Source organism: Microbacterium sp. NPDC079176, assembly GCF_040686675.1.
In the GTDB taxonomy this organism is placed as follows: Bacteria; Actinomycetota; Actinomycetes; order Actinomycetales; family Microbacteriaceae; genus Microbacterium.
Window position 1 is genome coordinate 177,314 of the sequence record NZ_JBFBLM010000004.1, and the last position, 19,714, is coordinate 197,027.

At 69.6% G+C, this 19,714-nt stretch carries 19 protein-coding genes; 7 read left to right on the plus strand and 12 right to left on the minus strand.

The window, feature by feature from the left end; genetic code table 11:
* Positions 1 to 49: 49 nt before the first annotated feature.
* Complete coding sequence (locus AB0P11_RS11290) at positions 50 to 751, minus strand: IclR family transcriptional regulator (protein ID WP_363522002.1); 702 nt, start codon at positions 749 to 751, stop codon at positions 50 to 52.
* A gap of 132 nt (positions 752 to 883) precedes the next feature.
* On the opposite strand from AB0P11_RS11290, the gene AB0P11_RS11295 reads away from it, so the two are divergent.
* Together AB0P11_RS11295 and AB0P11_RS11300 are read left to right on the plus strand one after the other, a co-directional pair.
* Complete coding sequence (locus AB0P11_RS11295) at positions 884 to 2,755, plus strand: FAD-dependent monooxygenase (protein WP_072590903.1); 1,872 nt, start codon at positions 884 to 886, stop codon at positions 2,753 to 2,755.
* Positions 2,756 to 3,014: 259 nt separating this feature from the next.
* Entirely contained in the window at positions 3,015 to 3,395 is a 381-nt protein-coding gene (locus AB0P11_RS11300) for a VOC family protein (protein WP_053095417.1), read from the plus strand.
* A 19-nt stretch (positions 3,396 to 3,414) separates the two neighbouring features.
* Here the strand turns inward: AB0P11_RS11300 and AB0P11_RS11305 are convergent, their stop codons facing one another.
* The 3 genes from AB0P11_RS11305 to AB0P11_RS11315 are packed head-to-tail and all read right to left on the minus strand — an operon-like array spanning position 3,415 to position 6,538.
* On the minus strand, positions 3,415 to 3,855 hold the full coding sequence (locus tag AB0P11_RS11305; protein WP_363522004.1) for an NUDIX domain-containing protein: 441 nt from the start codon (positions 3,853 to 3,855) through the stop codon (positions 3,415 to 3,417).
* 37 nt (positions 3,856 to 3,892) lie between these two features.
* On the minus strand, positions 3,893 to 4,747 hold the full coding sequence (locus AB0P11_RS11310; protein ID WP_363522006.1) for a PhzF family phenazine biosynthesis protein: 855 nt from the start codon (positions 4,745 to 4,747) through the stop codon (positions 3,893 to 3,895).
* Positions 4,748 to 4,774: 27 nt separating this feature from the next.
* Positions 4,775 to 6,538 (minus strand): thiamine pyrophosphate-binding protein, encoded by a 1,764-nt coding sequence (locus tag AB0P11_RS11315; RefSeq protein WP_056277445.1) that lies wholly within the window; start codon positions 6,536 to 6,538, stop codon positions 4,775 to 4,777.
* A 204-nt stretch (positions 6,539 to 6,742) separates the two neighbouring features.
* Between AB0P11_RS11315 and AB0P11_RS11320 the strand changes: the two genes are divergently transcribed.
* Genes AB0P11_RS11320 through AB0P11_RS11335 form a run of 4 tightly spaced genes read left to right on the plus strand, consistent with a single transcriptional unit; the run spans position 6,743 to position 10,748 of the window.
* Positions 6,743 to 8,428, plus strand: coding sequence for a circularly permuted type 2 ATP-grasp protein (locus AB0P11_RS11320; protein ID WP_056277447.1), 1,686 nt, complete (start codon positions 6,743 to 6,745; stop codon positions 8,426 to 8,428).
* Positions 8,422 to 9,348 carry an alpha-E domain-containing protein gene (locus AB0P11_RS11325; RefSeq protein ID WP_056277450.1) on the plus strand — a complete coding sequence of 309 codons (927 nt, stop codon included), beginning with the start codon at positions 8,422 to 8,424 and terminating at the stop codon, positions 9,346 to 9,348. The genes AB0P11_RS11320 and AB0P11_RS11325 overlap by 7 nt, the downstream gene beginning before the upstream one ends.
* A complete protein-coding gene (locus AB0P11_RS11330) occupies positions 9,345 to 10,190 on the plus strand; it encodes a transglutaminase family protein (RefSeq protein WP_363522009.1) in 846 nt (281 codons plus the stop codon). The genes AB0P11_RS11325 and AB0P11_RS11330 overlap by 4 nt, the downstream gene beginning before the upstream one ends.
* A gap of 48 nt (positions 10,191 to 10,238) precedes the next feature.
* Positions 10,239 to 10,748: a phosphoribosyltransferase gene (locus tag AB0P11_RS11335; protein ID WP_053099026.1), complete on the plus strand. Its 510-nt coding sequence runs from the start codon at positions 10,239 to 10,241 to the stop codon at positions 10,746 to 10,748.
* A gap of 6 nt (positions 10,749 to 10,754) precedes the next feature.
* Here the strand turns inward: AB0P11_RS11335 and AB0P11_RS11340 are convergent, their stop codons facing one another.
* The 8 genes from AB0P11_RS11340 to AB0P11_RS11375 all read right to left on the minus strand — a co-directional run bounded on the left by AB0P11_RS11340 (position 10,755) and on the right by AB0P11_RS11375 (position 17,479).
* Positions 10,755 to 12,278, minus strand: a complete 1,524-nt coding sequence (locus AB0P11_RS11340) for an ATP-dependent DNA ligase (RefSeq protein ID WP_363522011.1) — start codon at positions 12,276 to 12,278, stop codon at positions 10,755 to 10,757.
* A gap of 78 nt (positions 12,279 to 12,356) precedes the next feature.
* Positions 12,357 to 13,127 (minus strand): enoyl-CoA hydratase/isomerase family protein, encoded by a 771-nt coding sequence (locus tag AB0P11_RS11345; protein ID WP_056277458.1) that lies wholly within the window; start codon positions 13,125 to 13,127, stop codon positions 12,357 to 12,359.
* Positions 13,128 to 13,137: 10 nt separating this feature from the next.
* Positions 13,138 to 14,316 (minus strand): 1,2-phenylacetyl-CoA epoxidase subunit PaaE, encoded by a 1,179-nt coding sequence (gene paaE / locus AB0P11_RS11350; RefSeq protein ID WP_363522014.1) that lies wholly within the window; start codon positions 14,314 to 14,316, stop codon positions 13,138 to 13,140.
* Complete coding sequence (paaD, locus tag AB0P11_RS11355; RefSeq protein ID WP_056277465.1) at positions 14,316 to 14,822, minus strand: 1,2-phenylacetyl-CoA epoxidase subunit PaaD; 507 nt, start codon at positions 14,820 to 14,822, stop codon at positions 14,316 to 14,318. Before paaD ends, paaE begins: the two co-directional genes overlap by 1 nt.
* Positions 14,816 to 15,658 (minus strand): 1,2-phenylacetyl-CoA epoxidase subunit PaaC, encoded by an 843-nt coding sequence (gene paaC / locus AB0P11_RS11360; protein ID WP_056277468.1) that lies wholly within the window; start codon positions 15,656 to 15,658, stop codon positions 14,816 to 14,818. The genes paaD and paaC overlap by 7 nt, the downstream gene beginning before the upstream one ends.
* Complete coding sequence (paaB, locus tag AB0P11_RS11365; RefSeq protein ID WP_053095429.1) at positions 15,655 to 15,960, minus strand: 1,2-phenylacetyl-CoA epoxidase subunit PaaB; 306 nt, start codon at positions 15,958 to 15,960, stop codon at positions 15,655 to 15,657. Before paaB ends, paaC begins: the two co-directional genes overlap by 4 nt.
* On the minus strand, positions 15,960 to 16,937 hold the full coding sequence (gene paaA, locus AB0P11_RS11370; protein ID WP_285363146.1) for a 1,2-phenylacetyl-CoA epoxidase subunit PaaA: 978 nt from the start codon (positions 16,935 to 16,937) through the stop codon (positions 15,960 to 15,962). The genes paaB and paaA overlap by 1 nt, the downstream gene beginning before the upstream one ends.
* 122 nt (positions 16,938 to 17,059) lie before the next feature.
* Positions 17,060 to 17,479, minus strand: coding sequence for a hypothetical protein (locus tag AB0P11_RS11375; protein WP_053095430.1), 420 nt, complete (start codon positions 17,477 to 17,479; stop codon positions 17,060 to 17,062).
* Between the two features lie 94 nt (positions 17,480 to 17,573).
* On the opposite strand from AB0P11_RS11375, the gene AB0P11_RS11380 reads away from it, so the two are divergent.
* Positions 17,574 to 19,694: a RecQ family ATP-dependent DNA helicase gene (locus AB0P11_RS11380; protein WP_363522018.1), complete on the plus strand. Its 2,121-nt coding sequence runs from the start codon at positions 17,574 to 17,576 to the stop codon at positions 19,692 to 19,694.
* Positions 19,695 to 19,714: the final 20 nt, after the last annotated feature.

The window sequence follows — 19,714 nt, forward strand, 5'->3', positions numbered from 1 at the left end:
CTCGTGCGTGTGCAGGAGAGCGTCGGTCCGGTTCTCCGCCGCCGAGCGCTCAGCCGTCGAGCGCGTCGCGGATCGCGGATGCCGAGCGCCTCAGGCGGTCCGCGATCTCGGCGTCATCGAGGGCGGTCGCGACGTGGACGACCGCGATCGCCGCGGGGCGCTGGCCGCGCAGCACGAGGGGCACGGCGACGGACTGCACGGTGGGGATGACCTCGTCGTGGCTCGTCGCATACCCACGGGCGCGAGCCCGGTCGACCTCTGCGCGCAGTGTCGCCCCCGGTTCTCCGGGCCACTGGGGCACCGGGAGCTGCGTGAGGATCGCCTTGCCGGGCGCTCCGACCGTGACGGAGTGCCTGGCGCCCGGTCGCTGGGCGACGCTCGCGATCGCGTGGCGGGGTTCGATGCTCGCGAGCGTGATGCAGTCATCGCCGTCGAGCACGCCGAGAAAGCAGGTCATGCCGAGCTCGTTGGCGATCGCGGTCAGCTCGGGGATGGCCTCGGCCTGCAGATCGTGAGCCACGCCCGCCGCCAGCGCGGCCATGCGCGGTCCCAGGGTCACGGCGCCTGAGGCGTCCCTTCCGATGAGTCGGTGGTCTTCCAAGGTGCGCAGCAGGCGATACGCCACCGAGCGATGCACGTCGAGTCGCGCGGCGATCTCGTCGATCGTCAGGGGGATCCGCGCATCGGCGAGAACCTCCAGGATGCGGATGCCGCGACTCAGGGTCTGCGAGGCCGGAGTGCCTTCGGGCATGCGTGCGCTCCCTTGCGTTTCGAGACGACCGTCCCTAAGCTGTGTTCAATAGTAGAACGTTGTGTTCGAATATAGAACACACGCCGTTCGAAGGCAACACCTGACAGAGAAGTCCGGAAGGAATCGACGACGATGCAGTTCCACCACCACGGCTATGTCTCCGGAGACCCCCGCGTGAAGGACGCCGCGGGGCTCGGCGCGGACCGGCCCGCCGACCTCCCCGACGAGATCGATGTGCTGATCGTCGGCTCGGGTCCCGCCGGCATGCTGCTCGCGGCGCAGATGTCGCAGTATCCCGACATCTCCACGCGCATCATCGAGAAGCGCGAGGGTCGTCTGGTGCTCGGGCAGGCCGACGGCATCCAGCCGCGCAGCGTCGAGACGTTCCAGGCGTTCGGATTCGCCGAGCGCATCATCGCCGAGGCCTACAACATCGGCTGGATGAACTTCTGGGGTCCGAATCCCGAGAAGCCCGACGAGATCGTCCGCACGTCGCGGACGGCGGACTACGCCTACGACATCTGCGAGTTCCCGCACCTCATCGTCAACCAGGCACGCGTGCTCGACTACTTCGCCGAGGCGGCGTCGAACGGTCCCGGCCGCATCGCGCCCGACTACGGCATCGAATTCGCCGGACTCACCGTGCACGACGAGGGCGAGCACCCGGTCGAGGTCTCCCTGCGCTACGTCGCAGGTGAGCGGACCGGCGAAGAGCGCACGATCCGCGCGAAGTACGTCGTCGGCTGCGACGGCGCACGCAGCGGCGTGCGCCAGGCGATCGGCCGCACGCACGTCGGCGGCAGCGCTGCGCATGCCTGGGGTGTCATGGACGTCCTCGTGAACACCGACTTCCCCGACTGGCGCACCAAGTGCGCGATCAACTCGGAGGCGGGCAACATCCTGCACATCCCGCGGGAGGGCGGGTACCTCAGCCGGATGTACATCGACCTCGGCGAGGTCGCCGAGGACGACGACCACCGCGTGCGGCAGACGCCCATCGAGGACATCATCGCCAAGGCGAACGCGATCCTCAGCCCCTACACGCTGGACGTGAAGGAGGTCGCGTGGCACAGCGTCTACGAGGTCGGCCACCGGGTCACCGACGGGTTCGACGACGTGATCGACGGGTCGGGTCGCACGCCGCACGTGTTCCTCACGGGCGATGCCTGCCACACCCACAGCGCGAAGGCCGGCCAGGGCATGAACGTGTCGATGCAGGACGGATTCAACCTCGGCTGGAAGCTCGGATCGGTACTGACCGGTCGGGCGCCCGAGGCGCTGCTCGCGACCTACGGTGCTGAGCGTCGGCCGGTCGCGCAGCAGCTCATCGACTTCGATCGGGAGTGGTCGACCCTGATGGCGCGCAAGCCGTCGGAGATCACCGACCCCACGGACCTCGCGACGTACTACCTGGCGACGGCGGAGTTCCCCTCCGGCTTCATGACGCAGTACACCTCGTCGATGATCACCGGCTCGGACGCACATCAGGCACTTGCGGGCGGCTTCCCCCTCGGCAAGCGCTTCAAGTCGGCCGAGGTCGTGCGGGTGGGCGACGGCAACGCGATCCATCTCGGGCACCACGCCAAGGCGGACGGGCGCTGGCGCGTCTACGCGTTCGCGGGTCGCGATGCGGCGACGCTCGACGCGTGGGCCGAGTCGGCGGCTCCGGTGCTCTCCCGGTTCACGCCTGCGGATGCCGACACCGATGCCGTCTTCGACGTCAAGGCGATCTACCAGCAGCCGCACGAGGAGGTCGAGGTCACCTCGGCGCCTGCGCTGTTCCAGCCGAAGACCGGTCCGCTCGGGCTCACCGACTGGGAGAAGGTCTACGCGGCCGGCCCGTCGAAGTGGACCGAGACCGACATCTTCGAGGCGCGGGAGCTGTCGCGCGACGGTGTCATCGTCGTGGTGCGGCCCGATCAGTACGTCGCCGCGATCCTGCCCCTCGACGCGACGGACGAGCTGGCGTCGTTCTTCGAGGGGGCGCTGCTGCCGGCATCCTGAGCCTGCGATCCGGAGGGCATCTGCGATCCGGAGGTCGTGGTCCAGGAGGGCGCGATCCGCACGGCATCTGCGATCCGGAGGGGATCTGCGATCCGGAGGTGCTTCCTGCGCAGGACGCCCTCCCGATCGCAGATCTCCTCCCCATCGGGCGTCAGTGACGAGCGCAGACTGCTGCGGGCGAGAGCCTCTGGCGGGTGTCGGGGGCCCCGCGTACTCTGAGGGCCGATGGGCGAAGGCGCCCCGACAGGAGGAGTGCGCGATGGAGTGGAAGATCGAATTGATCTTCGTCCCGGTCTCGGATGTCGACCGGTCGAAGGAGTTCTACGAGAGGATCGGCTTCCACGCCGATCATGATCAGGTGCCCTACGAGGGCCTGAGATTCGTGCAGATGACACCGCCGGGGTCGGCCTGCTCAATCGCCTTCGGCACCAACCTGGGCGAGGGACTGCTGCCGGGGCAGCAGAACACGATCCAGGTGGTCGTTCCGGATGCCGATGAGGCGCTGGCGCATCTGACGGGCCTCGGCGTCGAGGCGCAGGGGGTCGATGAGCAGGCGTGGGGCCGTTTCGTCACCTTCGACGACCCCGACGGCAACACCTGGACACTGCAGGAGCTTCCCGACTACGGCGCTCAGTCCTGACGTTCTGTGATCCGGACGCTCACCGGACGCGCTCGACGAGGGTGAGCAGCGCTTCCGGTGCGCCCTCGGGGAACAGGATGCGGGTGCCGGCACGGATGTCGTCGATCGGCACCCAGCGCACCGGGCTGCCCTCGTCGAGGATGTGAAGCTCGGCGTCGAGGGGCACCGCTTCCAGCTCGGCGGATGTCACCGCGAACACATGGGCGATCTCGTGACCGGGCGCGCCCTCGTACGTGAAGATGTTCTCGAAGACGCCGAGTGGCTCGGCGCCCTCGAGAGTGACGCCGAGCTCCTCCATGAACTCGCGACCGAGAGCTTCTGCGGCGGTCTCACCGAATTCGATCCCGCCGCCGATCGCCCGGAGGAAGTCCAGGCCGCGCGAGGCGTCGTGCCCTTCGAGCGCGAGCAGGTGTAGGTCCTTGACGGGCAGGCCGACGGCGATGTTGCGGATGGCAGGCATCTCGGAAGGCTAACGCAGCGGGTGTGTGACGACGGGCTCAGGTCAGGAGGGACGCCCCGCCGGAGACCTCGATTCCGCCGGTCGGCGGGATCGTCACGGTCAAGAGGCTCGGACGACGCACGTGAGCGCCCTGATGGATGCGGACGGTCGTCGCCGGGTGTCCGAGGTCGCGCAGATACGCCCCGACCGATGCAGCCGCCGAGCCCGTCGCCGGGTCCTCGGTGATCCGTCCCACCGGGAAGAGGTTGCGGGCATCGAAGTCGGCGGTGCTCGCCGCGTGCAGCACTGTCGAGGTGCCGAACCACCCCTGCTCGCGCATGAGTGCGGCGACCTCGGCGGGCGAGAAGCGGAACTGATCGAACAGCTCCCGATCACGCAGCACGACGATCGGATGCCAGTTGCCGGCGAACGATTCCTTGGCGGGGAAGCGCTCATCGAGATCCGCCGGGGTGAGTCCGAGCAGCGCGAGGAACCGGTCGAGCACGTCGGAGTCGAGATCGCGCACCTGCGGCTCGACGCTCGTGAACGACACGGTCACCGCGCCATCCCGATCCACCGTCGAGCGCAGCGTCACAGCGCCCGCGTTCGTGTCGAACACGACATCGCCCGGCCCGTCGCGTTCAGCGAGGGCGACCGCCGTCGCGACGGTCGCGTGTCCGCAGAACGGCACCTCGGCCGCCGGTGACCAGTAACGCGCCCGGTAGCGCGGCACACCGTCGCCGTCGGTGCGTGCGACGAGGAAGGCGGTCTCGGAGAACCCGACGTCCACGGCGATCCGCTGCATCTGCTCGTCGCTCAGATCTGAGCCATCGAGTACGACTCCCGCGGGGTTGCCGCCGTCGGGCGTCGCGGCGAATGCGCTGTATCGCAGGACTCCGGAATTCTCGGTCATGACGAGGAGCCTAGCGACTCGGCGAGGTCAGGAATTCACGCGGATGATCTCCTGCTGGTAGGGCGCGATCACGTCACCCGAGATGCGCAGGTCGAGCAGCAGGAACCGCCGCGTCGCAGCATCCTCCTGCGTCCATGTGGCGAGTCGATCGAGGTCTGCGAGCGTCTTCACGACGACGCCCTCCGCGCCCACCGCGGCACCGAACGCCGCGAAGTCGACCTCAGGGATGCGCATCGGGCCCTCGGCGAGCCCCTTGAGGCCGTAGAGGTTGACCTCGGCACCGTAGGCGGCGTCGTTCCAGATCACGGCGATGCCTCGACCCGCTGCCGCGCGCACGGCCGACTCGAGGTCGGCGATCGCCATGAGTCCGCCGCCGTCGCCCGACGTCAGTACGACGGTCGACTCGCGGCGGGCGAGGGCTGCGCCGACGACACTCGGCCAGCCCTGCCCGATCGACTGGAAGGCGGTGCCGACCATCATCATGCGGTCGGGGGCCTCGACCGGCCAGTACATGTTCGCCCAGCCGATGAAGTGGCCGCCGTCGGAGACGACGACGCGGTCGGAGGGCAGGAGCTCGGCGATGCGGCGCGCTGCGGAGCGGGGGTCGAGGCGTCCGTCGGGAGCGAGCTCGTCGCCCTCGTCGTACGCGCGTGCGGCCTCGACGTCGACCGTCTCGCGCCACGGCTGTGCGGGCACAGCGTCGGATGCCGGGTGCGACTCGCCGTGCTGGACAGTCGGAGTCTCGGTGCGGTGTGCCTCCGCTCCGAGGCCGTGCTCGGCAGAACCGCTCTCAGGGGCGGCGCCGGAGCCGAGCGAGCCGACCCGGGCGACGAGCTCCTCGGCCGCCACGCGAGCATCCGCACGCACGAAGCCGCCGACGTGCGGGTGCGTGGCTGCGGGCGCGATGTCGATCTGGAAGACCCTGGTGCCCGGTGCGAAGAGTTCGCCGAATCGCATCGTGAACTGGTTCAGGGAGGCGCCGAACACGACGGCGACATCGGCGGTGCGCACGAGTTGCATGGCGCCGTCGGCCCCGAATCCTCCCGTGACGCCGAGGTCGAACCGGGTGTCGGGGAAGACACCGCGCCCCAGCGCCGACGACGCCGTCAGAGCGCCGGTGAGGGTCGCCAGCTCGCCGAGCGCCGCACCGGCCCCCGCGAGCCAGGCGCCGCGACCCGCCAGCAGGAAGGGGCGCGATGCTCCGTGAAGCGCCTGGGCGATCTCGTCGAGCGTGCCCTCGGCGAACTCGCCGCGCGGCGCGGGCGGCGCGGGGATGCGCGGCAGCGGAGCCTCGGGCACCGGGCCGGCCTCGCGTGAGGCCACGTCGTAGGGGATCGCCAGCACGACGGGCACGCGGTAGGTCAGTGCGTGCTCGATCGCGATGACGGTGGTCGCTGCGGCATCCGCGTGCCCGACCGTATAGGTGCGGGCACCGACCGCCGAGGCCAGGGCGATCTGGTCGACGTCCCATGGACGAGGACCGGACGTCGGCTCATCGCCCACCACCAGCACGAGGGGGACATGCGCCTGCACGGCCTCGGCGAGTGCTGTGAGGGTGTTCGTGAAACCGGCGCCGTAGGTCGAGGTGCCCGCGGCGATCCTGCCGGACGCGCGGAAGTGCGCATCGGCGGCGACCACTGCGCCCTGCTCATGACGGACGGCCGTGAAGACGGCATCCGTCTGGGTCTCGATCGCATCGAGGAAGTAGGCGTTGCCGTTGCCCATCACACCGAAGACGGCGTCGATGTGCTGGGCGAGAGTGAGTGCGACGTGCGCGGAGACGGAGGGCATGCGAAAGCCTTTCGAGACAGGGACGGAGAACGTTCGTATTCCGTATGTGTCTCGCCCCCGCGTCATCGTGGGGAGCTTCGTGCCTCTTTTTCAGGCACCGGCGTCGGAGAGCGCCGGACGCGTAAATCCTATCGCGCCCGTGCCGACGCGGCGCCGACTTGCGCGCGTAACACCGCCGAAACCGCGACACGGAAACATGCGGCCATGGAGTCACTGTTCGACGGATACACCTCGCGCCGGTCGCCGCAGCGAGCGGGGGCCGCGCCGTGGGACGAGATGTTCCCTGCCGATGCGCAGCCCGGTGGTGGGGGAGTGCGCCTGCCCTATCAGGACATGTATCCCGCGCTCGCGAGCATGGACGACGCCGAGCTGAGGTCACGGACCGACGCGCTCGCCAGCTCGTACCTCGCGCAGGGCGTGACGTTCGACTTCGCCGGGGAGGAGCGTCCGTTCCCGCTCGACGTGGTGCCTCGCGTGGTCGCCGCCGACGACTGGCGCTATGTCGAGTCAGGGGTGAAGCAGCGGGTGCGTGCGCTCGAGGCCTTCCTGGCCGACGTCTACGGCCGGCAACATGCGGTGCAGGACGGCGTGATCCCCTCGTCGCTGATCAGCTCCTCCGCGCACTTCCACCGTCAGGCGGCCGGCATCGTCGGAGCGAACGGCGTGCGCATCCATGTCGCGGGGATCGACGTCATCCGCGACGAGCTCGGAGCCTGGCGCGTGCTCGAGGACAACGTGCGCGTGCCGAGCGGCGTCAGCTACGTGCTCGCGAATCGCCGGGTGATGGCGCAGACGCTCCCCGAGCTGTTCACCAGCCTGCGCGTGCGTCCCGTCGTCGACTACCCCGGGCGGCTGCTCCAGGCGCTGCGTGCGGCGGCGCCGGACGGCGTCGATGATCCGACCGTCGTCGTGCTGACCCCCGGGGTGCACAACTCGGCGTACTACGAGCACACCCTGCTCGCTCGCATGATGGGCATCGAGCTCGTCGAAGGACGCGATCTCTTCTGCTCGGGCGGTCGGGTGTGGATGCACACGACCTCGGGGCCGACGCGGGTGGACGTGATCTACCGCAGGGTCGATGACGAGTTCCTCGACCCGCAGCAGTTCCGTCCGGACTCGGTGCTGGGCGCACCGGGGCTGATGCTCGCGGCGCGCCTCGGCACCGTGACGCTCGCGAACGCCGTCGGCAACGGCGTGGCCGACGACAAGCTCGTGTACACGTACGTCCCCGATCTGATCCGCTACTACCTGGGAGAGGAGCCGGTGATCCCGAACGTCGACACCTGGCGGCTCGAGGAGCCGGACGCGCTGGAGGAGGTGCTCGACAGGCTCGACGAGCTGGTGGTGAAGCCCGTCGACGGATCCGGCGGAAAGGGGCTGGTCGTCGGTCCCGACGCGTCGCGCGAGACGCTGGACGAGCTGCGTCGGTCGCTGCGGGCGGATCCCCGAGGCTGGATCGCCCAGCCGGTCGTGCAGCTCTCGACCATCCCGACGCTCGTGGAGGACGGATTCCGCCCGAGACACGTCGATCTGCGACCCTTCGCCGTGAATGACGGGCACGACATCTGGGTGCTGCCCGGCGGTCTCACGCGCGTCGCTCTGCCCGAGGGGCAGCTCGTCGTGAACTCGAGCCAGGGCGGAGGGTCGAAGGACACCTGGGTGCTGGATCCGTCGCTCTTCACCGGGCCGACGTCGACTCTGGACGGCGACCCGGACGCCGCCGCAGACGAGGTGTCGCTGGCGACCGGGGCGATCGCCGTGGTCGCTCCGGCGCGTGAGGAACCGCATCCGCCCTTCCTCTCGTCTCCGCAGGACGAGGACCTGGACCTGCGTCACCACCAGCAGCAACAGCAGCAACAGCAGCAGCAGCAGGGAGGCGCAGGATGCTGAGTCGCATCGCCGAGGCGCTGTTCTGGATCGGCCGCTACGTCGAGCGGGCCGACGGCACCGCCCGCATCCTCGATGTGCACCTGCAGCTGCTGCTCGAGGATCCGTGGGTGGAGGAGGACACCGCGTGTCGGGCGCTCCTGTCGGTGATGGGGACGACGGCGGATGCCGGCACCGTGCTGAGCCGGGACGACGTCGTGCGGCTGCTCGCGCTGGATCGTGAGCACTCCGCGTCGATCGCCCATTCGATCGCGGCGGCGCGGGAGAACGCTCGTCGAGCGCGCGAGATCATCTCGACGGACCTCTGGGAGACGCTGAACGAGTCGAACGCACGGATGCCGCGGCGGATCGCCTCGGACAAGACGCACCCGTTCTTCCGCTGGGTGCGTGATCGGTCGGCGCTGGCCTTCGGGGTCGTCGACTCCTCGACGAGCCGGGATGAGGCCTGGCACTTCTTCGTGCTCGGCCGCTCGATCGAGCGCGCGGACATGACGGCGCGGCTGCTGGCGACGCGGTCGCTGACCGACGCAGGGGGGCCGAGCTGGACGACGCTGCTGCGCAGCTGCGGGGCATACGAAGCCCATCTGCGCAGCCACCGGGCGGTGCCCACGGGAGCGTCCGCCGTGGAGTTCCTCCTGATCGACCGGCTGTTCCCCCGATCGGTGCTCTCGAGCATCCTCCAGGCCGAGGAGTGTCTGCGCGGTATCGATCCGGCGGGTGCGTTCGGCGTGCCCGATCGGGCGCATCGCGTCTTGGGACGCATGCGGTCGGAGCTCGAGTACCGACCGATCGGCGACACCGTGCATCGGCTGTCGGAGAGCATGGAGGAGGTCCAGGTGGGGATGTCGGTGGCGAGTGACGCGATCAGGGAGCGGTACTTCCCCTCGATCGCGATGCCGGTGTGGATCGGAGAGGCGCTGTGAGTCGGCTCAAGATCGTTCACCGCACCGGCTTCCGCTACGAGCAGCCGGCGACGGCGTCGTACAACGAGGCGCGGATGCTGCCGCACTCCCGGGACGGACAGTTCGTGCTGCAGGCGACGCTCGACATATCGCCGACCGCGACCCAGCACTCGTACACCGACTACTGGGACACCCGGGTCTCGACGTTCGAGCTGCTGACCCCGCATCAGATGCTCTCGGTCACCGCGACGAGCGTGGTGGATGTGAGGCCGCTGCCGACGGGAGAGGCGGACATCGACTGGGACGAACTGGCAGCCCGGATACCCCAATCGCTCGAACTCGCGGAATGCGTGGCACAGACGCCTGCCACCGCTCCCGATGAGGAGATGCGCGACCTCGCCCTGCACATCGAAGCGGAGGGTGGTGGCGTCGACGAGACGGCCCGGGAGATCTGCCGCACCGTCGGGGAGGCCATGGAGTATCGCAGCGGCGTCACCGGCGTGAGCTCGACCGCCCGCGACGCGTGGCCCACCCGGTCCGGCGTCTGCCAGGACATCGCTCATGTGGCGCTGGGCGTGCTGCGCGCCGCGGGGATCCCGGCGCGCTACGTGTCGGGGTACCTGCATCCCGATCCGACGGCGGCGATCGGACAGGCTGTGACGGGGGAGTCGCACGCCTGGGTCGAGTGGTACTCCGGCGAGTGGCGCGGATACGACCCCACCAACCTCGTCGACATCGGCGAATCGCACGTCTATGTCGGCCACGGTCGGGACTACGCCGATGTCGCACCGCTGCGCGGGGTGTACGCGGGACCCAGCGCCTCCGAGCTGTTCGTCTCGGTCGAGGTCAGGCGCCTCGGCTGAGGCGACGGCGTGGCGGGAGTTCGAGTGGTGGTGCAGGAGAATGAGACGATGACGGATGCATCGATCGAGCGCGAGACGCTCACCTGGGACGGCTTCGGATCCGCGACGCGAGACCTCGCGCGCCGGATCCTGGACAGCGGCTTCATGCCCGAGGTGGTGGTGGCCATCGCGCGGGGCGGTCTGCTGCCTGCCGGTGCCATCGCCTACGGTCTCGGAGCGAAGAACTGCGGTGCGATCAACGTCGAGTTCTACACCGGCATCGGCACGGTGCTCGACGCGCCGGAGGTGCTGCCGCCCGAACTCGACATGGCGTATCTCGACGGTCGACGCGTGCTGCTGGTCGACGACGTCGCAGATTCGGGTCGCACGCTCGCCCTCGCCGTGCAGCTGCTGAAGGACAAGGGTGCCGACGTGCGCTCGGTCACGATCTACACCAAGCCGTCGACGATCATCCAGCCCGACTACGCCTGGAAGGACACCGACCTGTGGATCAACTTCCCCTGGTCGTTCCAGGGCACGGTGCGCGAAGAGGACCTCGGTCTCGCTCCGTCGGCCTGACGGGAATCACCCGCGCAGCAGCGCCCGCAGGGTCTGGATCGTGTCGGCGTCGGCAGGGTTCTTGTCGGGTCGATAGCCCTTGACTCTCGCGAACCTCAACGCGATGCCTCCGGGGTATCGCGGCGAGCGCTGCACGCCGTCGATCGCGATCTCGACCACGAACTCCGGTCTCAGGAACACCGCGCCCTGCGTGCGCCTCGTCTCGAGCGGCGGGAAGTTCTCCGTCTGCCAGCGCAGCAGCTCGTCGGTGAGCCCCTTGAACGTCTTGCCGACCATGACGAGACCGCCGGGCTCGCCGAACTCGCCGGTCGGGTCGAGTGCGCCGAGGTGCAGGTTCGACAGGAGCCCCTGGCGCCGACCCGACCCCCATTCGGCGGCGAGCACGACCAGGTCGTACGTGAGCACGGGCTTGACCTTGACCCAGGACTTGCCGCGGCGTCCCGCCGAATAGGGCGCATCGATCCCTTTGACGAGCACCCCCTCGTGGCCCGCGGCGAGAGCCTCGCGCGACAGCTGCTCGGCCGCTTCGGCGTCGTCGGTGACGATGCCCGGCATACGCCATTCGCCGACGACCCTCTCGAGTTCGGTCAGGCGGGTGGACAGGGGCTCGTCGAGCAGATCGCGTCCGTCGACGTGCAGGATGTCGAAGAACCACGGCCGCAGCACGAGCTCGCGCGAGACGTCTGCCCCGAACCGCGACATCGTCTGCTGGAACGGCCGAGGGCCGCCGTCTTCGTCGAGTGACAGCGTCTCACCGTCGAGGATCAGCTCGTGTGCGGGGAGCGCGCGCACGATCTCGACGATCTCCGGCACCCGGTGGGTGATGTCGGCGAGGCTGCGGGTGTAGACGCTCACATCGTCTCCCTGGCGATGCACCTGGATGCGCGCGCCATCGAGCTTGTACTCGACGGACGCGGTGCCGGTGATGTCGAGCGCGGCGGTCGGGGTGGCCGCGGTCGATGCGAGCATCGGCAGCACGGGGCGACCGACCACCAGCCCGACCGCATCGAGGTCGTCTTCCGTGCCGGTGAGTGCGAGCACGGCGGTCTCGCCCAGGTCGCCGGAGAGCATCGCTGCTCGTCGCACCGATGCCGCCGGGCGATCCGCGGCACGGGCGATGGCATCGAGCAGGACGCCGCCGAGCGCGCCCGTGCGCAGCTCGCCGAGCATGGCCCGCGACAGGAAGTCCCATTCGGGAGCCGTCGCTCGCGACGCGAGAGCCGAGAGGATCGCGGAACGCGCCGCGGCCGACCCCGACCCTGACGAGCCGGTCAAGGCCTCGAACGCGTCATCGACATCACGGATCGACAGCGAGGGCTCGGCAGCGTGCTGCACGTCGAGCGCCGCCACTCCGCGCCAGCCGACACCCAGCCGTCCCTGTCGCGGCGTCGCGAGCAGCAGCCCGACGAGGGCGGGCACGTCGGCAGCGTCAGCGCGTGCGAGCAGCCGGGACACGGCGTCGATCTTCGCCAGGCGCGATGCGGTGGCGGTGACCTCTTCGGCGGTGGAGACGAGCTCCGAGAGCAACATGCAGGCAGTCTCGCATCCGCATCCGACATCGGCGACGGCCTTGCGTTCGTCCGTCCTGCCGCAGTAAGCGGATGCGACTCAGCGGCCGCGGAACTCCGGCGTGCGCTTCTCCTGGAACGCCGCGAACCCCTCGCGGTAGTCGTCGGTGTCGCACAGGGCGGCCTGGGCGGCGTTCTCGAGATCGATCGACTCCCACAGCGCCAGGCGCTCGTCGCGGATCCTGGCGACCAGCTGCTTGCTCGCCAGGAAGGCGGCGGTGGCGCCACGCGCAGCGGTCGCCGCGGCATCCGTCGTCGCCTGCACGACCTCGTCGTCGGGCAGCACCCGGGAGAAGAGCCCCGCTGACACGGCCTCGGTGCCGCTCATCAGCCGACCGGTGTAGATGAGGTCGAGTGCCCGGTGCGCCCCGAGACGTTCGACGAAGAGGGCGTGGCCGCCGGAGTCGAGAGTGGCACCGAGCGCGGCGAACGGTGACCCGATCTTGGCCGACTCTGCGACGTACACGACGTCGGTGGCGATGAGGAGTCCGAGGCCGACGCCGAGACAGGCGCCGTGCGCCACCGCGAAGGTCGGGGCGGGGAACCGCGCCATCCGCTGCAGCAGCGGGGTCACGAGCCCGCCGAGATACCCGATCACGTCGTCGTCACGGGGGTCGACGCCCGAGATGTCGCGACCGGCGCAGAAGGCCCGGCCCTCGCCCCGCAGCACCAGCGCGCGCACTCCCGCGGCATCCGCCTCGTCGTAGGCGCGGCCGAGATCGCGGAGCGCCTGCTCGTCGAGTGAATTCCGCTTCGTCGGCGCATTCAGGACGACGGTGGCGACGTCGTCGGCGACGGTCAGATCGATCATTCGATGCTCCTCAGACGTCGTAGTCGACCACGATGCGGTCGCTCGTGGGGTGGGATTGGCAGGTGAGGACGTAGCCGCGCTCGAGCTCATCGGGCTCCAGCGCGTAGTTCTCCGTCATCGTCACGCTGCCCTCGATGACCCTCGCACGGCAGGTTCCGCAGACGCCGCCCGCACACGCGAACGGCGCATCGGGTCGCACCCGCAGAGCGGCATTGAGCACGGACTCGTGCGCGTCGACCGGACTCTCGACGGTCGACGAGACGCCGTCGAGATTCACCTCGATGCGGATCGTCTTCTCGCCCGCGCGCACCTCGACAGGGCGGGCGGCGCGCGCCGGCTCGTCACCCGTCGTGAAGAGCTCGAAGCGGATGTGCTCACGCGGCACACCGACGTCGGCGAGTACGTCTCGGCACAGGTCGACCAGTGAGAGCGGTCCGCACAGGAACCATTCGTCGACGTCGGTCGGATCGATGAGCGCCCCCAGGATGGTGCGCAGCTTCTCCTCGTCGATGCGTCCGGAGAGCACGGGGGCCGTGCGCTGCTCGCGGGACAGCACATGGTGCAGCGTCAGGCGCGTCGGGTAGCGATCCTTGAGGTCGGCGAGATCCTCGAGGAACATCACGTCGAGCGTCGAGCGGTTCGTGTAGAGCAGGGTGAAGCGGGAGGTGTCGGAGCGCGTCAGCACGGTGTGGGCGAGAGCCATCAGCGGCGTGATGCCGGAACCGGCCGCGATGCCCACGACGTGACGCTGATCGAGATCGTCGAGCCCGGAGGTGAACGTGCCCTGCGGACTCATCACGTCGATCTCGAACCCGGGGTGAAGGCCCGTCTGCGCCCAGGTCGAGAAGAGCCCGCCCTCGTCGCGCTTCACGGCGACACTGAGCCGGGTCGGGACACCGGCGGAGATCTGCTCTGCCGTGCGGTGCTCGGGTGCGCGGCACAGCGAGTACGACCGGCGCACCTCCGTGCCGTCGAGCGACGTGCGCAGGGCGACATACTGGCCGGGCAGGTGGTCGTAGTCGTCGGCGAGGTCGGCGGGAACCGAGAAGGTCACCTCGACCGAGTCGTCGGTCAGCGGCCGCACCTCCTCGACGGCGAGGGTGTGGAAGCGCGCGCGCTTCTTCGTCGGCGCGGCGGCTCGACGAGGCGACGGCGCGGGCGCGGGATCGGAGAGGGCGAACAGCGACATCAGTGCACCTTGAAGTGGTCGAAGGGTTCGAGGCAGGCGCGGCATTCGAACAGCGCCTTGCACGAGGTCGAACCGAAGCGCGAGACCTCGCGGGTGTCCAGCGAGCCGCACCGAGGGCACCGCACGCTGATCGCGAGGCGAATCGGGCCGGACGAGATCGCCGAGCGCCCGGTCGGAGGCGCGATGCCGTACTCGGCGAGCTTCTGCCTGCCGGCATCCGACATCCAGTCCGTCGTCCATGCGGGGGAGAGCACGAGCCGGACCTCGACCCGTGAGTATCCCGCGGCGGTCAGAGCGAGGATGACGTCGTCGCGGATCGTGTCCATCGCCGGGCACCCGCTGTAGGTGGGGGTGATGTCGACGCGCACCACGTCGCCGTCGACGGTGACCGCGCGCAGCACGCCGAGGTCCTCGATCGTCAGCACGGGCACCTCGGGGTCGGCCACGGCCGCGGCGATCCGCCACGCGGTCGACCGGGGCGCGGTCTGCAGCGTGCCGGTCACCATGATGCTCCCGGATGCCGTCGCGCCAGGACCTGCATCTCCGCGAGGACATGGCCGAACGGACTCGCGTGCGCTCCTCGCCGTCCTCCGGCCGAGGATGCCGCGACGGCGGGAAGCGTCAGCTCGGCCTCGGCGAAGACGGCGGCGACGACGGCGTCGAAGCCCGCTCGCAGCGTCGACGGACGCGCCGCGGCGTCCCCGAGGCGGTCGATCAGGGGCTCGTCGCGGAAGAGCTCGTCGGCATACGGCCAGACGTCGCCCAGCGCGCGGATCATCCGCCGCCGGGATTCGTCGGTGCCGCCGGCGAGCCGCAGCACCCATTGCACCGCGTGGTCTCGGTGGTAGTCGACCTCTTTGAGGGACTTCTCGGCGATCGCCGCGAGGGTCGGGTCGCTGCTCGCCCGCAGGGCCGAGTACAGCTCGAACATGTAGGTCGACACGACGAACTGGCGGGCGATGGTCTGCGCGAAGTCGCCGTTGGGCTGCTGGACGATCCAGGCGCAGCGGAACTCCGGCTCGTCGCGGAAGTACGCGAGATCGTCTTCGGAGCGTCCGTCGAAAGACCCCGCGAAGTGAAGGAACGAGCGGGCATGCCCGAGCAGGTCGAGCGCGATGTTGCCGAGGGCGACGTCCTCTTCGAGTTCGGGCGCGCGGGAGATCCACTCACCGAGCTGCTGCGACAGGATCAGCGCGTCGTCGCCGAGCCAGAGCGCGTACTCGGCGATGTCGGCGGATGCCGCCGCGGAGCCGGTTCCGGTGAGCTCGTCACCGAGCCGCAGCTCGTCGACCGAGACGTCCCCGTGCGGGTCGCCGTGGATATCGCCCTGGATGTGGCTCACAGGTGCGGCACCCCCTCGGACGCCGTGTAGTACACGGCGTGCCGATAGTTCTTGCCGGCGGGGCTCTCGAAGTAGGCGCCCTTCGCGTCGGGGTCGCTGGTCGTGATCGCCTCGGCGGGCACCGCCCAGATCGACACGCCCTCGCCGCGTCGCGTGTAGAGATCGCGGGCGTTGCGGATGGCCATGTCGGCATCCGGGGCGTGCAGCGACCCGACGTGGACGTGGCTCAGGCCGCGGTTCGCGCGGACGAAGACCTCCCAGAGAGGCCAGGGCTCGCGGTCGTCGGCACCGGGCGTCGCCATCACGCCACCGCCTTCGTCTTCAGCGCCTGCTTGCGGGCGTACTCGGCCGCAGCCTCGCGCACCCACGCGCCGTCCTCATGGGCCGTGCGGCGGCGTTCGAGACGCTCGGCATTGCAGGGGCCGTTGCCGCGCAGCACCTCGAAGAACTCGTCCCAGTCGATCTCGCCGATCACGTACTGGCCGGTCTCGTCGTCGAAGCGCAGATCAGGGTCGGGCAGGGTCACGCCGAGGATCTCGGCCTGGGGCACGAGCATGCTGACGAAGCGCTGACGCAGCTCGTCGTTCGTGAAGCGCTTGATCTTCCACTTCATCGACTGCGCGGAGTTGGGGGACTGGTCGTCGGGCGGACCGAACATCGCCAGGCTCGGCCAGTACCAGCGGTTCACGGCATCCTGCGCCATCTTCTTCTGCTCGTCGGTTCCCTGCATCAGCGACAGCAGGATCTCGAATCCCTGGCGCTGATGGAACGACTCCTCCTTGCAGACGCGCACCATCGCGCGGCCGTAGGGCCCGTAGGAGGCGCGGCACAGCGGCACCTGGTTGCAGATGGCGGCTCCGTCGACGAGCCACCCGATCGCCCCCATGTCGGCCCAGGTGGGCGTCGGGTAGTTGAAGATCGACGAGTACTTGGCCTTGCCGCTGATGAGCTGATCCATCATCTCGTCGCGCGTGATGCCGAGCGTCTGTGCGGCGGAGTAGAGATAGAGTCCGTGCCCCGCCTCGTCCTGGACCTTGGCCATCAGGATCGCCTTGCGCTTGAGGCTCGGCGCCCGGGTGATCCAGTTGCCCTCCGGCTGCATGCCGATGATCTCGGAGTGCGCGTGCTGCGAGATCTGACGGATCAGCGTCTTGCGATAGGCATCGGGCATCCAGTCGCGAGGCTCGATGCGCTGCTCGTTCGCGATGAGCTCGTCGAACAGGCGCTCGTCGTCGGACAGCTCTCCGTCGACGAGGGAGAGATCTGCGGGGCTGGTCATCATCGACTCCTCGGTTTCCGATCCGCTTTACTGACCGGTCGTTAGGTAATTCTGACACGGAGGTCGTCGCGGCGCAAGGAAGACCCCCGATGCGGCACTCGGCGAGATGCTCGGAGAGTTGCTCAGCGCGAGCGGGAGACGAGGTCGAGGAGGGCTCTGCCGTACGCCTCGGAGGGATCCGGATGCTCGAAACGCAGGGTCTCGCCGGCGATCTCGACCTCGACCACGAAGGTGTCGGAGAGGCGGCTCAGCGCCCGGAAGGTGCCGCGCAGCAGCTCACGCAGCTGATCCTCGCGGGGGAGCCACACCGCGTCCGCGAGGGTCACGGCGTCGAGCGCCCACTCCGTCGTGCCGTTGAAGGCGAGGTCCGTGCCGCTCGGTGTCTGGCGGGCCTCGATCGTCATCTCGCTGACCGTGAAGACATCGGCTTCGGCCTCGAGCTCGACATCGTTCGGGAGGTCGAGCTGAAAGCGGTCGCCCTCGGCGGGGTGCCACACGAGTCCGGCGTCGCGCAGGGATACGGCCAGTTCTCGCGTGATCATCGTCCCACGCTAGACGACGTCGCCGAGGCTCGGCTCGAATCCGCCTGTGGATGGTGGCGCACCGGGTGTCGGAGGCATCGGGCAGAGTGGAGACATGACTTCTCCCGCCTCTGTCGACACCCGCACTGCTGCGCTCTCGGCTCTGCGCGAGCTGGTCGGCCGCCCGGACGCCGACTTCCACGACGGTCAGTACGAGGCGATCGAGGCTCTGGTCGAGGGGCGCCGCCGCGCGCTCGTCGTGCAGCGCACCGGGTGGGGCAAGTCGGCTGTGTACTTCGTCGCGACGCTGCTGCTCCGCCGCCAGGGCGCAGGGCCGACCGTCCTCGTCTCGCCGCTTCTCGCGCTGATGCGCGATCAGATCGCTGCGGCCGAGCGGGCAGGCGTTCGAGCGGTGGCGATCAACTCGACCAATGCGCACGAGTGGTCGGAGGTCATGGAGCAGCTCGACCGAGACGAGGTCGATGTGCTGCTCGTCTCTCCCGAACGACTCAACAATCCCGCGTTCCGCGAGCAGCAGCTGCCGGCGCTGGTTCGACGGATCGGCATGCTGGTGGTCGACGAGGCGCACTGCATCAGCGACTGGGGGCACGACTTCCGCCCCGATTACCGGCGGCTGCGCGACCTCATCGAGCAGATGCCGCCCGAGGTGCCCGTGCTCGCGACGACGGCGACCGCGAACAGCAGGGTCGTGGCCGACGTCGCCGAGCAGCTCGGCACGGAAGGGGCGTCGGATGCCGCCGGCTCCGAGGTGCTCACGATCCGCGGCCCGCTCGCGCGCACCTCGCTGCGTCTCGGCGTCCTGCGTCTGCGCGACTCCGCCAGCCGGCTCGCATGGCTGCTCAGTCATATCGACGACCTGCCCGGTTCGGGCATCATCTACACCCTGACGGTCGCGGCCGCGGTCGACACCGCCCGGCTGCTGCGCGATCACGGGCACGACGTGCGCGCGTACACCGGACAGACCGACACTGACGAGCGCACCGAGTCGGAAGGGATGCTGAAGCGCAACGAGGTCAAGGCCCTCGTCGCCACGAGCGCGCTCGGGATGGGCTTCGACAAGCCGGACCTCGGTTTCGTGCTGCACCTCGGCGCGCCGTCGTCGCCGGTCGCGTACTACCAGCAGGTCGGCCGTGCCGGTCGTGCGAGCGAGAGCGCCGACGTGCTCCTGCTGCCCGGCGTCGAAGACCGCGACATCTGGCACTACTTCGCGACCGCGTCGATGCCGGATCGGGAGCGCGCCGAGCGGGTGATCGCCGCACTCGGCGATCAGCCCATCTCGACGCCCTCGCTCGAGGCGATGGTCGACATCCGGCGTACTCCGCTCGAACTGCTGCTCAAGGTTCTCGACGTCGACGGCGCGGTGCGCCGGGTGCAGGGCGGGTGGGTCGCGACGGGACAGCCGTGGGCCTACGACGCCGAGCGCTATGAGCGCATCGCGGCCGAGCGTCGCGCCGAGCAGCAGCACATGATCGACTACGAGCAGACCGACGGATGCCGCATGGAATTCCTCCAGCGCTCACTCGACGACGACACGGCTGCGCCCTGCGGGAGATGCGACAACTGCGCCGGCATCTGGTTCCCGAGCGAGATCGGCGAATCGGCGACGACGCAGGCCGCGGAATCGCTCGATCGCGTCGGTGTCCCGGTCGAGCCTCGTCGCGCCTGGCCGACCGGAGCCGACAAGCTCGACGTGCCGGTGAAGGGGCGCATCCCCGCGGGGGAGCAGGCCGGAGAAGGGCGCGCACTCGCCCGTCTCACCGACCTCGGCTGGGGCGGCACGCTGCGCGAGCTCTTCGCGGCGGGAGCCCCTGACGCGGTGGTGACGCCCCAGGTCCTCGGCGGCTGCGTGCGCGTGCTCGCCGACTGGGGGTGGACCGAGCGCCCCGTCGCGGTCGTCGCCATGCCGTCGCGATCGCATCCGCTGCTCGTCGACTCACTCGCCCGCGGGATCGCCGAGATCGGCCGCCTGCCGTATCTCGGTGCGCTCGACCTCGTGAACGGCGGGCCGACGGGCCAACCCGGTGGCAACAGCGTGTTCCGGCTGGCAGGTCTGTGGGACAGATTCAGCGCGCAGGGCCTCGACGTGCCGACCGGTCCCGTGCTGCTCGTCGACGATCTCGCCGACAGCCGCTGGACGCTCACGGTCGCCGCGCGCACGCTGCGCCAGGCGGGGGCGAGCGACGTGCTCCCGTTCGTGCTCGCGCTGCGCGGCTGACGGCGGGGACACCCGGCTCG